This is a genomic window from Acinetobacter sp. YH12152 (assembly GCF_013418285.1).
Taxonomy (GTDB): Bacteria; Pseudomonadota; Gammaproteobacteria; order Pseudomonadales; family Moraxellaceae; genus Acinetobacter; species Acinetobacter amyesii.
This window is the reverse complement of sequence record NZ_VPCH01000038.1, coordinates 1-14,410: the sequence shown is the minus strand read 5'-3', so window position 1 is coordinate 14,410 and position 14,410 is coordinate 1. Positions and strand designations below refer to the sequence as shown.

9 protein-coding genes are annotated in these 14,410 nt (G+C 41.3%); 2 read left to right on the top strand and 7 right to left on the bottom strand.

Annotated elements, in window-relative coordinates; translation table 11 throughout:
• Positions 1 to 19: 19 nt before the first annotated feature.
• Positions 20 to 1,306, bottom strand: coding sequence for a sensor histidine kinase KdpD (locus FTU83_RS12115; RefSeq protein ID WP_180106698.1), 1,287 nt, complete (start codon positions 1,304 to 1,306; stop codon positions 20 to 22).
• A 1,466-nt stretch (positions 1,307 to 2,772) separates the two neighbouring features.
• Here FTU83_RS12115 and FTU83_RS12110 point away from each other — a divergent pair.
• Together FTU83_RS12110 and FTU83_RS12105 are read left to right on the top strand one after the other, a co-directional pair.
• Complete coding sequence (locus FTU83_RS12110; RefSeq protein WP_180004594.1) at positions 2,773 to 5,007, top strand: NADP-dependent isocitrate dehydrogenase; 2,235 nt, start codon at positions 2,773 to 2,775, stop codon at positions 5,005 to 5,007.
• 192 nt (positions 5,008 to 5,199) lie between these two features.
• Positions 5,200 to 5,499 (top strand): HNH endonuclease, encoded by a 300-nt coding sequence (locus FTU83_RS12105; RefSeq protein WP_180106695.1) that lies wholly within the window; start codon positions 5,200 to 5,202, stop codon positions 5,497 to 5,499.
• Positions 5,500 to 5,897: 398 nt separating this feature from the next.
• Here FTU83_RS12105 and FTU83_RS12100 read toward each other — a convergent pair whose 3' ends face one another.
• From FTU83_RS12100 to FTU83_RS12075, 6 genes are all read right to left on the bottom strand, one after another.
• On the bottom strand, positions 5,898 to 9,149 hold the full coding sequence (locus FTU83_RS12100) for a type I restriction endonuclease subunit R (RefSeq protein WP_218945817.1): 3,252 nt from the start codon (positions 9,147 to 9,149) through the stop codon (positions 5,898 to 5,900).
• 36 nt (positions 9,150 to 9,185) lie between these two features.
• Positions 9,186 to 10,208 (bottom strand): lecithin retinol acyltransferase family protein, encoded by a 1,023-nt coding sequence (locus FTU83_RS12095; RefSeq protein WP_180106691.1) that lies wholly within the window; start codon positions 10,206 to 10,208, stop codon positions 9,186 to 9,188.
• A gap of 80 nt (positions 10,209 to 10,288) precedes the next feature.
• The gene (locus FTU83_RS12090) at positions 10,289 to 10,750 is read right to left on the bottom strand and encodes a hypothetical protein (protein ID WP_257222613.1); all 462 of its coding nucleotides are present in this window, start codon (positions 10,748 to 10,750) and stop codon (positions 10,289 to 10,291) included.
• Positions 10,751 to 10,788: 38 nt separating this feature from the next.
• A complete protein-coding gene (locus FTU83_RS12085) occupies positions 10,789 to 11,328 on the bottom strand; it encodes a DUF2939 domain-containing protein (protein WP_180106687.1) in 540 nt (179 codons plus the stop codon).
• 52 nt (positions 11,329 to 11,380) lie between these two features.
• The gene (locus FTU83_RS12080; RefSeq protein WP_257222612.1) at positions 11,381 to 12,595 is read right to left on the bottom strand and encodes a restriction endonuclease subunit S; all 1,215 of its coding nucleotides are present in this window, start codon (positions 12,593 to 12,595) and stop codon (positions 11,381 to 11,383) included.
• On the bottom strand, positions 12,592 to 14,139 hold the full coding sequence (locus FTU83_RS12075) for a class I SAM-dependent DNA methyltransferase (protein ID WP_180106685.1): 1,548 nt from the start codon (positions 14,137 to 14,139) through the stop codon (positions 12,592 to 12,594). The genes FTU83_RS12080 and FTU83_RS12075 overlap by 4 nt, the downstream gene beginning before the upstream one ends.
• Positions 14,140 to 14,410 lie beyond the last annotated feature (271 nt).

The window sequence follows — 14,410 nt, the reverse complement described above, 5'->3', positions numbered from 1 at the left end:
TTATACCAATAGAGGGACTTTAAAGTTCGCTTAAGGTCGCATCTTTCTGTGCACTGCTACTCTCGGTACTTAAGGTTTGATGCAGACTCGTCGCCTTTGGCAACCAGACTTTAAATTGTGTGCCTTCACCTTCTTTCGAGTTCACCACAATTTCACCCTGATTTAAGTCCACAAAACGTTTACAAAGCACTAAACCCAACCCCGTACCACGTTCTCCTGCCGTACCTTTAATACTAACCGTCAGTTTTTGCTGAAATAAATCATCAATCTGAGCTTGGGTCATGCCCAATCCAGTATCCTGAATGGTGAATAAAATCCGTTCGCCATCTCGTTCGGCAGAAATCGTCACCACACCTCGTCCATCGGTATGAGTAAATTTCAATGCATTTGACACCAAGTTTTGCATCACTGATGTGATCATATTGATATCTGCATTGACTTTAATGCCTTCAGGCACGGCGTTGATCAGTCGAATATTTTTCTTCACAGCCAAGCTATTTAACACATCACTGACGATTTTTGCAGACTGATGTAAATCAAAATTAATCGGGTGATAAACAAAGCGACCACCTTCTGCCATGGCCCAGTTTAATAAGCTTTCTAAGAGGTTATACGTCGACTGCGTGGTGTCATATAAATAGTCTGCAATATTTTGCACACTTGAATCATCTAAGGTATTGCGCTCCTGCGCCAAAACTTCAGAAAAGCCCAATAGGCCATGAAATGGCGCTCTTAAATCATGAGCAATAATTTGGAAAAATTTAGTCTTACTAAAATTAAGTGCCGACTGCTGTTCATAAGCTTCTTTTAATTCGGCATTTTCAACGCGAAGTTGAATGATGTTGACTAGACTTTGTACAAATTCTTCAACGATCTTTAATTGTTTGGATTCAAATGCAGTGACTTGATCATCAAATAAAATCACTTTACCGATAGATTCTTGGTCATATTTTAAATCGAAAGCGACTAAACGCTGATGCCCTAATCCAAGTTCTTGCATATAGTTGGAATAAGCTTGGTAATTTTCAGTGTCGCGATCTATACGGGAATGTTCAGCAAAAAACTGATCTAGACGATCATCATCAGCTTCGGCCATAAAGGCCTTAAATATGTGCTCTGACGCATACCATATATAAGGTTCATTTTTAAATGCGAGGACAGCATTATCGACTTGCACAATACCACGCGCGAACTTTAAAAATTCTGCAATGCGGTTGTCGTCCGTATAAACCCCCATCAATAAAGACAAACGACAGGAAGTTAATAATTCGGTTTGTGTACCAATATCCAGTAAACGTAAAGCCATCCCGTTGCTCTCCTCAGGGTTTATCTTAAAGATAAAAACCAACTGTTATGTTCAAGATTAATAGCAAAAATAGCCCAAACACTCAATAACAAAACCCAACAAAAAGACAAACATCATTTACAAATGCGCTATTTAATCGAACTTTCATCCAATTAGAAAATAAAAATATCTATAAAGAACATAACATTAAAGGTAAAACAAAAATTAAAACAATAAAATTAGAAACTTAAATTAATTTAAATTTTATTAACTGTTTATTTTAAATCGTACTTTTCGCGTTTTATTCAAACTAAAAACATGACCAAAAGAAATATTCACTTACATAAGACCTAAAAAACTGGGTTTAATTTTCTTTAACTGCATCACAAAAAATAGTGATATTCATGACTATTCTATGACCAAATTGCTCATCAAAATGCTTGTTTCAATCAGCTACACTAAATGAATCTATTTTTAAGTTTTTCTATTAGACTAATTTATTAGTATTTATGAGTTGTGAGTATCGTTGCTGCTTTAAACTAGACCTTCTCGCTTTTTCTTTATTAACTGATGTTACGCACGTAAAAGTACTTATGCACTTTTAAAATGATTTTTAAGTCTATTCGACGGAGTCTTACATCTAAGGATTGAATAAAGGGATTAGCCTTCGGCTGGAGGTACTTTTGTTTCGGCAAAATGAGAAGCGAAGCTTCGTAAGGAAACCATCTTGCGGAACAATGCTCCTCAGCGCAAAACTCGTTCACTACCGTCAAATTATTCAAAGCATCGCAAAAACATTTTTGATTAGAAGTAGTCCTGTCTCAAACACTTGCGGATGACCTTACCGTGTATCGTTCTTTTATTTGAAGCAAATTGCGCTTTGATGGTTACTGCGTAACATCAGTTATTAAACTAAGCTAAAGATTCGATTTATGCTTCTGCTGTACATAAACTCATTCACCCAAATGACTGAAGCTGAAAAAGTGCCATGCCTTATTCATCAGATATATAAGTTATCGCATAAACATTCCGCGAACGTTCAAAGTCAAACGTAGCATCAAACTCACGTCGTTCTTTAATAAAGTCCCCAATCCTGACTAATTTTCGAACTTCCGCACCAAATCTACACCTAAAAGTTAAGGCATTCGGTTTGACCTATCAAACGCTTTACTTTACAACTAAAACTTGAACGAGCCATAAAGAACAGATCAGCCCCAAAAAAATGATATAAATTTAATTGTTCAATAGCTTTAAGCTATGAATAACAAGCTTTCAATATTTCCCTTCTCGGTTTTGCGCTAAAATTGGGCGTCAAACTGCACTTCTTTTGTATCATTTTTCTACGAAATGACCACATCACAGGATCTTGCGTTGACTGAAAAGCAATGAACCCCGATACTTTCATAGTTTTATTTAAGCAAATCGGTTCATAGAGGCGAGCCACAAGCTCGGACCTCAAAGACACAATCTAAAGCAAGGGGCTATATATGGCTGGTGGAAAGTCAACTATCATCTACACACTGACCGACGAGGCGCCATTATTGGCGACTTACTCTCTGCTGCCGATCATTGAAACCTTTACTAAACCTGCTGGCGTTGAAATCGTTAAACGCGATATCTCAGTTGCAGCACGTGTACTCGCTGAATTTTCAGACTACCTAAGCGAAGAACAAAAGGTGCCAAATAACTTGGCAGAGCTTGGACAATTAACCCAAGATCCAAGCACAAACATTATCAAACTTCCGAACATCAGTGCTTCAGTTGGCCAATTAACTGCTTGCATTAAAGAATTACAGTCTAAAGGTTTTGCAATTCCGAACTATCCAGAAAACCCAGCGACTGAGGAAGAAAAAGAAATCAAGGCACGTTATAGCAAATGCCTAGGTTCTGCTGTAAATCCTGTACTTCGTGAAGGTAACTCTGACCGTCGTGCGCCTACTGCAGTAAAAAATTACGCGAAGAAACATCCGCACTCTATGAGCGAATGGAAACAGTGGTCACAAACTCACGTTTCTCACATGGACGAAGGTGACTTCTACCACGGCGAAAAGTCTATGACTTTAGACCGCGCTCGCAATGTAAAAATGGAATTGATCACTAAGTCTGGTGAAACTATTGTTCTTAAGCCTAAAGTTGCGCTTCAAGACGGCGAAATCATCGACTCAATGTTCATGAGCAAAAAAGCACTTTGCGACTTCTATGAAAAAGAATTAGATGATTGTAAAGAAGCAGGCATTTTGTTCTCTCTACACGTAAAAGCGACCATGATGAAGGTGTCTCACCCAATCGTTTTCGGTCACTGTGTGAAGATTTACTACAAAGATGCATTCGAAAAACACGGCAAATTGTTTGATGAGTTAGGTATTAACATCAACAACGGTATGTCTGGTCTTTACGAAAAAATTGAAACTCTTCCGACTTCTCTTCGTGAAGAAATCATTGCTGACTTACATGCTTGCCAAGAACACCGTCCTGCACTTGCAATGGTTGATTCTGCAAAAGGCATCACTAACTTCCACTCACCTAATGACGTAATTGTAGATGCATCTATGCCCGCAATGATCCGTGGTGGCGGTAAAATGTGGGGTGCTGACGGCAAACAGTACGACTGTAAAGCTGTAATGCCTGAATCTACTTTCGCGCGTATCTACCAAGAAATGATCAATTTCTGTAAATGGAATGGTAACTTTGACCCACGCACTATGGGTACTGTACCTAACGTTGGTTTGATGGCGCAAAAAGCTGAAGAATACGGCTCACACGACAAAACTTTCGAAATCGCTGAAGCGGGTGTTGCAAACATCACCGACCTAGAAACTGGTGAAGTGTTGATGTCACAAAACGTGGAAGAAGGCGATATCTGGCGTATGTGCCAAGTGAAAGACGCTCCGATCCGTGACTGGGTGAAACTTGCTGTGACTCGTGCACGCAACTCAGGCATGCCTGCGATCTTCTGGCTTGACCCGTACCGTCCACACGAAAACGAACTCATCAAGAAAGTTCAAACTTACTTGAAAGAGCACGACACTACTGGTTTAGACATTCAAATCATGTCTCAAGTACGTGCTATGCGTTATACACTTGAACGTGTTGCTCGTGGCCTAGATACAATTTCTGTAACTGGTAACATCCTACGTGACTACCTAACAGACTTGTTCCCGATTATGGAATTGGGTACTTCTGCGAAAATGCTTTCTATCGTGCCTCTAATGGCTGGTGGCGGCATGTACGAAACTGGTGCGGGTGGTTCTGCGCCTAAACACGTACAACAACTTGTAGAAGAAAACCACTTACGTTGGGATTCTTTAGGTGAGTTCTTGGCGCTTGCTGTTTCTCTAGAAGAAATGGGCATCAAAGAAGACAACGCGAAAGCTAAACTTCTTGCAAATACGCTTGATGCTGCGACTGGTAAATTGCTTGACAATGACAAGTCTCCATCACGTCGTACTGGCGAACTTGACAACCGTGGCAGCCACTTCTACCTTGCTAAATACTGGGCTGAAGAACTTGCTGCGCAAGACGAAGATGCAGATCTTAAAGCGAAATTCGCTCCTCTTGCTCAAGCTCTTGCTGACAACGAAGAAAAAATCGTTGCAGAACTTGCTGAAGTTCAAGGTAAAGCTGCGGACATCGGTGGTTACTACGCTGTAGATACAGCGAAAGTAAATGCTGTAATGCGTCCAAGCGCAACTTTGAATGCTGCTCTTGATGCTGCTCAATAAGTTGATGCAAAACTAACTTAAGTTAGTGATGTAAAAAAACCAGCGCTTCGGCGCTGGTTTTTTTATACCCTCATTTATATAGTGTTATGACAACTCTTTCATTTAATACTTTGCTCTAAATTTTATGAATGTGATTTATCAAAGGTTAGGATTTTTCATTCAACTACAGCCCTAAAATAAGGAAAACCTAAAATGGCAAATTCATGGGGAATACCAAAGCACATAGAAGATGTGGTCTCGGAGCGAGACCTGTGCTGTGTATATTGCGGCAAAAAGTTTGGCACTGAAAGAGCCAACAAGAAGTCTTGGGAACACATTATCAACAATATAAGAATTACAACCTTAACCAATATTGCATTGTGCTGTGTTGGCTGCAATGCATCTAAAGGCAATAAAGACTTAGCAACTTGGTTCCACTCTGAGAATGCTCGAAAAAGAGGTGTCAACACTGAGACAATTGCAGATGTCATCAAAGTAGCTTTAGATAGTTAATAAATCTTTTAAATACTACAAGCCCTATAAGACACCCGATCAATCACATTTGATTATTGTATTGATCTAATAATTTAAGCTTAGCATCTGATTCCACCATGAGTACCCAAACAAAATTCAGGTACTCATTTTACGAAGTGACCACCTGAAACGTGGCTAGTGAAATCATTGGAAATTTTCTAGGAATTTTATATAATTCATTACTTTTAGACATAAAAAACCCCAAGTCTTAATAAGCTTGGGGTTTTTTAGAATTTTGGTCCCGAGGGTCGGACTCGAACCGACACATCATCTTATTGATTTACATTAACTTATCAAATTAACAGCCCACCTTGGATGTCTTCATGGATGTCTATTACCAATAATGATTCAAATGTCTGCATAATAACCAAACAGTATCATGCAGCAGATATTTGGTCTGAATTAGCCAATTCATCAGCCAATTGCTCTGCTTGTTCAAGCACTGTCTCTGTTGCAAGCAAAGCCATATCTGGTGGATAGCCATAACGTTTAAGCAATCGCTTCACTACGACCCTCAGCTTCGCTCTAGCAGACTCTTTTACAGTCCAATCCAAAGTAACATTCTTTCGAATTGATTCTGTAAGTACCACTGCAAGTTCTCTGAGAATATCCTTCTGCATCAACTCTCGAGCACTGTCGTTGTCTGCAACTGCAGAGTAGAAAGCATATTCGTATTCCGTCAAGTTGAGTTCTTCTGCCAGTTTGTCTGATTCTTGAATTGCTTTAGCTAGCTTAATCAGCTCATCAATTACTTGGGCCGCTGTCAGTACCTTGTTCTGATAACCTTTAATTGCAGAACTCAGCATATCCATGAGCTTCTTGCCTTGGGTCACGCTACGCTGCTCTCTCACCTTGATCTCGTCACCAAGGAGCTTCTTCAATGTCTCAAGCGCAATGTTCTTGTGTTGATAGCCTTTCATCTCCTGCATGAACTCATCGGAGAGAATGGAGATGTCTGGCTTCTGGATTCCTGCTGCATCGAAGATGTCGACCACTTGTTCAGTAACAAGTGCTTGGTCAATGGTTTGTTTCACCTTGGCTTCAAGCTCAGCATTACTCATACCTGAGATTTTGCCTGAACCATCACTGAACTTGGCAAGTCGTGCTTTCACTGCTTGGAAGAATGCAACAACAGGGGCTGCTTCCATTGCATGTGGATGAGGTACAGCTAAAGCAAATGCTTGTGACATTGCAGCGACTGCTGTCAGGAAGCGAGTCTTACCTTCACCTTGGTCTACACCTAAGATGTGCTCTTCTGCTTCTAGGATAATGTTGAGCTTACGAGAGGTATTCGCTGTGAAGTATTCTTGATAATTGAAGCCATGCATGATGCCATCAATCACTTCGAGCTTCTCTTGAAGAATGGTTGCAGCTTCATCCTGCACTAAGGCTGGATCACCTTTACCACCTGCTTCAGAATAGAATGAGAGGGCTTCTTTCAGATCAGATGCAATACCAAGGTAATCAACAACAAGTCCACCAATCTTGTCCTTATAGACACGGTTCACTCGTGCAATCGCTTGCATGAGGTTATGACCTTTCATTGGTTTATCAATGTAAAGCGTATGCATACTCGGTGCATCGAAACCAGTCAGCCACATATCACGCACAATGACGAGCTTTAGTTTGTCATCATTGTCCTTCATACGATTAGCCAGGATTTGGCGTTGCTGCTTGGTTGTATGGTGCTTGGCAATTTCTTCACCATCCGAAGCAGATGAGGTCATCACGACCTTGATTACACCATCGTGCAAGTCATCACTATGCCATTCTGGTTTGATCGCTACAATCTCGTTGTAGAGGTCCACAGCAATGCGACGAGACATGCTGACGATCATGCCTTTACCTTGGTTTGCATTAGCTTTCAGACGTTGTTCAAAGTGTTCTACGATGTCTTTAGCAATCGCCTTGATACGTTCTTTACTACCGATTAGCCCTTCAACCCTTGCCCACTTCGCACGCTCTTTTTGGGTTTGGTTTAAGTCATCTTCACTGAACTGTTCGTCGAAGTCTTCAATCAGCTCTTTGCCTTCCTCACTGATGGCAATCTTAGCTAAGCGACTTTCATAGAAGATACGAACTGTTGCGCCATCCTCAACAGCTTGTGAGATGTCATAGATGTCTACATAGTTACCGAATACTGCAGGCGTGTTTACATCAGTCTTCTCAATGGGGGTTCCGGTGAAACCAAGGTAAGTGGCATTTGGTAAAGCATCACGCATGTACTTGGCAAAACCATAGACAGTACGCTTACCCACTACCTTTCCATCATCGTCTTTGACATCGACTTCTTTTGCATTGAAACCATACTGTGAACGATGTGCTTCGTCTGCCATCACAACAATGTTAGTTCGGTCTGAGAGTTGCTCGTAGACACTACCACCATCTTCAGGTTGGAACTTCTGAATGGTTGTGAAGATCACACCACCTGAACCAACCTTGAGAAGTTCTTTAAGTTCTTCTCTGTTATCTGCTTGCTTAGGTGTTTGTCTAAGGAGTTGGCTTGATGCTGCAAAGGTGCCAAACAACTGATCATCTAAATCATTGCGGTCTGTGATGACCACAACTGTTGGGTTATCCAAGGCCAAGACAATCTTGCCTGTGTAGAACACCATAGACAGGGACTTACCTGAACCTTGGGTGTGCCAAACTACACCCGCTTTCTTATCACCAACAGCTTGTTGCTGTACAAGTTCGAGCTTACTTCTGCCTTGATGTTGCATCGCAAGTTCTGCTGACTTCGAGTCCGAAGACATTGCAGACGCACGAATAGTCGAGAGCACTGCTGCATTCACTGCATAGTACTGATGATATGCAGCCATCTTCTTGATGGTCTTAATGGTGATTAAACCATTCGCATCTTCTTGCTTATTGGATTCAAACACAATGAAGTGCCTAATCATGTCCAGTAAAGTCACTGGGTTGAGTAAACCATGTAGTAAGACTTCAAGCTGTGCCTGTGTCTTCTTGGCTTTGGTTTGACCATTAGATGTCTTCCAAGCCATGTAACGACTCAGGTCTGCTGACACAGTACCTGCTTTCGCCTCTAAACCATCAGAGATGACGTTGAAAGCATTGTAGGTGAATAGTGATGGGATCTGGCTTTGGTAGGTCTGGATCTGCTTATATGCGCCTTCTACAGTGGCATTCTCATCGGTAGCATTCTTGAGCTCAATAACCACTAAAGGCAAGCCATTCACATAGAGGATGATGTCAGGTCTTCGTTCCCAACGGTCTTCTCTTATAGTGACTTGGTTGACGACAAGGAATTCGTTATTGCTTGGATTATTGAAGTCAATCAGCCAAGCATATTCACCTTGAGTGTTGCCATCTTTACTGACTTCAATGTTGACACCTTCAGTCAGCAAACGGTGAAATGCTTGGTTATTGGTGAGTAAATCAGGGGATGAGAGATTGGTGATTTGCTTGAGCGCTTCAATACATTTATCTTCGCTCAAATGAGGATTAAGACGTTGTAATGCTTCTAGCACCTTGGCTTCTAAGATGACCTGCTTATAGCTTCGTAGTGGCTTACTTCCTTTGGATTCAATATCAGGCCCATACACATAGGTATAGCCCAAACCCTCTAGTTGCTCTATCGCCATCAACTCAATGTCTGATTCAGTCATCTTAGTCACTTGAATACTTCCCCCTTAATTCTTTCGTTAGTCTTTTAGCCATGACCACAATGCAACTGCTCCTGCTCCTATCGCAGCACCTGCTGCAATTGGTGCAAGAATAGGTGCAGCTACTGCACCACCAATGAGGCCTGCTGTTATAGCTCCACCTGTAGCAACTGTCCCACCTGTAACTGCCACTAAACCAGCAGCACTGGTTCCTCCAATTGCTGCTCCTGTGCCAAGTCCAATACCACTTACTCCTGCTGCACTTGCAATACCTAATGCAGCAGTTGTGGCTGTTGTTGCTGTATACATTCCCCAACCTGCATACATCATGCGTAAACCAATAATTGAAGTTGTTGTTGTCGTCACGTGCTTTCTTACTTTTTCAACTTGCTCACTTCTGTGTTCACCTGTAATGCACCAAACAGCAAAGTGCTCACAATTATTGGTAAACAGGTTATAGCTATTTTCATCCAACCTACTTCGTGCACGATCCACAATCTCAAACTTGGAGTAGGCAACAACTTCAGGAGAGTATTGAATGTGATACAGAGTGTCTGCATCACCTTGGAATTCCTCCAACGATGTAATAGTGATTTCGCCTTTCTTAAGAGGTTCTGAGAAACCACTATAATGGGCAACTAAGTCTGTACCATTGAAGTTTCCAAGATAAATTCCATGATGGTCATACAATCCTCTTGATGCCTTAATATGGATTCCTGACACAACCAAATTCCCTTCTAAAGGTTCTCCCACAAAGCACCATTCGACAAATTCTTCTCCACTACAAAAATGAGGTAGATGTTCTGGTTTATCCAAGGCTGTTAGGGCTCTATTCAGGACTGTGATGTCATCATATAGTCTCTTATTATCTAAGTAACGATATGTGGTATAGCTATCATAAGGCGCTAAAAAATCTTCTAAAATTTGTAGTCTGATTTGAGAATCTTCTTCGGAAAGAAATACCACATACTTACCTTTATCTGTTTCCATCAGATAAAGAGCATGTTGTTCGGATATGCCATCAGACACCATAAAGTGCGTTGCTATTTTAAGATCGTCCATAATGCCCCCTCTGAATGTAAAAAAAGGTGAAACCAATAAATGACTTCACTTAAATGAAATGCTCTTATGCGCTATCGTGATTACTCATCATAGACGTTATAGCCATACTTCTGCACAGCATCCTCAATAGATCCCTCAAACTTATGACAAGCATAGAGGTAGAGTTCAGCATCAACCATTAGAACACCTGGTACACCTAAACCATCATTGAGTGGAATCAGAGTCTTTTGTGAACCAATCTGAACTGTTGGTCGTTTGTATGAGCAATTCACAGTGACTTTATGTGGCGATCTGTTCCAGTCAATTTTCTTGGCTTCCCACTCACGGCTACCACCTAGCAAGGTGACTTGGATCTTGGATTCTGTCGCTGTCTTGTTCAGTTGTTTGTAAGAGACAAACTTGGCGACTGAACAAGGAGAGTGATAACAAGTTTCTATGACTTTACCTTTTTGTATACCGCTATGATTGAATTTAGCTGGTGCTGCTTGGACCGTGGCAGCAAAGCCAACTACAGCAATCAAGCCAAATCCCATTTGAGTCATGTGCTTTATCATTCTGTTTCCCTCTTATTCTCTTCTACTTAATCCATCGGCATAGCGATCTTGTGAATCTTCCAACTTAAGCCATCACGAACCATGAGCACTTTGACTTCTTTGGATTGATCCTGATCTTTAATCACCACCTCAAAGTCATTTAGGGACGTGTAGCCCGCTTCATATTCTGGCTTAGGTTCTTCTTTTTCTTGGTTTGATGAATCTTGACCACCCATTGACTGCTCTGCTGAGTCTTTTAAGTCTTTACCTTGTAGCATCAAGGTCATACCTTCAGGTGTGACAATCCCATCAATCATCTTGTCGACCATGGTTGATGCGAGCATTGCACCTAGTGCTGCAAAACCATCATCTTTTTGGTTTGCCATCTCTTTCATCATCATGGCGTTCATTTGGTCTTTGAAGCTCTGTCGCACACTTGGATAGTCGATGTACTTCGATACTGTATCGCTATCACCTGCCTGCGCTGCTTTCTTAATGCTATTGATGGCAAGGTATGGTGAAGCATACAAATAGCCACAGATCACCACGACTAGAGCAATAATTGCCCCTATAATTTTCTTATTCATAATCCCCCCGGATGTAAAAAGGTGAAGCCATCAAATAGCTTCACCTCAAATGTTATGCAACTTCTTCTATTTGGTATTGGACTCTCACTTCACCACTCATAAGCTTTGGTAGAAGTGTGTCTCTTAAGTTTTCTAATGTTTGGATTTGCTTTGAGTTATAGATCAACTTGGATTCAATAGACTCTAGGTAGTTATTGAATTGTTGAATTACCTCATCACTTGGCTTACCTATGGTGAAATCTTTAAGATGGTCTACATTCACACGTTGCCGCCCACTTGAACCTTCCATACAACTTTCAGCATAGTCTTTGAATTCTTGATTTCTACATAGCACATAAGCCATCAAAGGATGAAGCCCAGCCTTTGGACGCATCACGATGTACTCTGTAGAACCCCAACCTACTTCGTTATCTCTTAAGAATGTGACGTAACCTGCTTTACCATTTTCCAAACACGGTGTAATACGAGCTAACAACGTATCTTGCTGTATGAACTTAGTTCCTGATGAAAACTCTCGTCGATAGTAACCTGTCGCATTAAAGCTTTGTGTACTGAGCCCTGCCATTTCTAGATAGATAGCATCTGTACCTTTACTGAGTGAACGCTTTGGATTGAATTCAATTAATTCAGATACTACCACTTCTGCTATTGTTTCGTCCTCAATAAACCATTGACGAAACAGTGTTTCAGCCATGGCTTCCAAGGTCTTGTTCTGACGATGTAGTAAGTCAATCTTGTCATCTAATGAGGAGAGGACTGAGGCTATGGCTTTTTGTTCAGGGAGAGGTGGTAGAACTATTGGTACCTTTTTGAAGTCCTTTAATACAACTCTTGGGATTGCCGATCCTGAAACATAATTGTTCCTCATAATAAATTGGCAGTCTGGAGAAAGTAGGAAGTAACGTACATACTCTTTGCATACAGTATCCTTCAATCGAACAATTGCAATTGAGGACAGTAAGACTATTTCCTCTTCCTGTTCATATAAGAAGAGTAAGTCTAAACAATTTGCACCATCTTTAGAGATGAGCAAATCTCCTTTTTGAGGAGCACAGCCTTGTTTGACAAGGAACTGATAATCTTCTTCTGAGATAAGCTTTACATTGGTGAAGTCAAATTTGTTATACGTCATGTCCTTCACAGAACACATGAATCGGCCTTGAGTCTGTGGTTTTGGTGAAGAGTGTGCACCATCTGTAATGACTGATGATAAAGACATCAATTCAACTTCATTCCATCCTTCTGGCAATGAACCATAGGTACTCATACAATCACCTTCGCTAAGTTCTCATCAATGGCTTGATTGAGCTTTGCTTCCTCGGCAAGCTGTGCCTCAAACTCAGCCTTCAGGCTAGTAAAGCGTTCCTTAAAGTCGAACTCATCTTCATCATCAGCCAAACCAACATAACGACCTGGGGTCAGTACATAATCAAGTTCAGCCACTTTCTCAAGCGGTACAGATGCACAGAAACCAGCAACGTCTTCATACTCACCGTCTTGGTTTCGCCAATTATGGTAAGTGTCAGTAATCAGCTTAATGTCTTCATCAGACAACACCTTGGTTCTGCGGTTAATCAGATGACCTAAGTTACGAGCATCAATGAACAGAATCTCATTGCTACGATCTTTGTACTTGGTTGAACCAACACGATCACGACGCATAAACCATAAAGCAGCAGGAATCTGTGTATTCAGGAACAGCTTAGCAGGAAGGTTCACAATACAATCAATGACATTGGCTTCTGAAACCAAGGCTTTACGAATCTCACCTTCACCACTTGTCTTAGAGGTCAATGCACCTTTCGCAAGAACTACACCTGCCTGACCTTTAGGACTCATGTGATACAAGAAGTGTTGCATCCATGCGAAGTTAGCATTACCTGCAGGTGGTGTACCCAATGACCAACGAGCATCACCAACTAACTGTTCACCACTCCAATCAGAAACGTTGAATGGTGGGTTTGCAATGATATAGTCCGCTTTCAGGTCTTTGTGCGCATCGTTGAGGAATGAACCCTCAGAGTTCCATTTCACATGCTCTGAGTTAATGCCACGAATGGCTAGGTTCATCTTAGCGAGTCGCCATGTAGTTTGATTACTCTCTTGACCATAGATTGAGATGTCATCGACTAAGCCTTGATGAGACTCTACGAATTTCTCAGACTGTACGAACATACCACCTGAACCACAGCAAGGATCGAATACACGTCCTTTGTATGGCTCTAACATTTGAACCAATAAACCAACAATAGACTTAGGTGTGTAGAACTGCCCACCCTGTTTACCTTCAGCTAATGCAAACTCACCAAGGAAGTACTCGAATACATGCCCTAGCACGTCGGCAGAGCGAGATTTCGCATCGCCTAGTGCAATGTTACCAATAAGATCAATCAGCTCGCCTAGGCTCGTAGGATCGAGATTCTGACGTGCATAGACTTTAGGGAGTACACCCTTTAACTGCGGGTTGTCATTCTCAATAGCTTCCATAGCATCATCGACAATCTTACCAATGGTCGGTTGCTTTGCTTGGTTGAGTAAGTATGACCAACGTGCATTCTCAGGAACGAAGAATACGTTGTATGCCGTGTATTCATCACGGTCTTCTGGATCAGCTCCTGCAAACTCACCTTCTCCTTCTACGAGAAGATTGTAGTGAGCTTCAAAGGTATCAGAGATGTACTTCAAGAAGATCAAACCAAGAGCAATATGTTTGTACTCTGCAGCATCAATGTTCTTACGAAGCTTATCTGCTGCTTTCCACAGTACAACCTCTAACGGTTCTTGTTTGGTTTGCTTTGGAGCACGAGCCATGTTGAATCCTGATTACATAATTAGTGTTTTGTTATGGTTTTGAATAGTAACGAATAATGAGTACGTACGTAAGAGGATAAAGACATGATTTGTCGCATATCACATTATCCTTTTTTACTGTTATGCACTTAGCTTAAGTTTACAGTAAGCGTCCGCTGAACACACCTTCTGAATTCATCCTATAAGCCTTAATTTAGTCCCCACTTAGAAACAAGTGGGGACTTAAATTTATGACTACAAATAATCAGACATCCATCGCATCTCTTGCGAA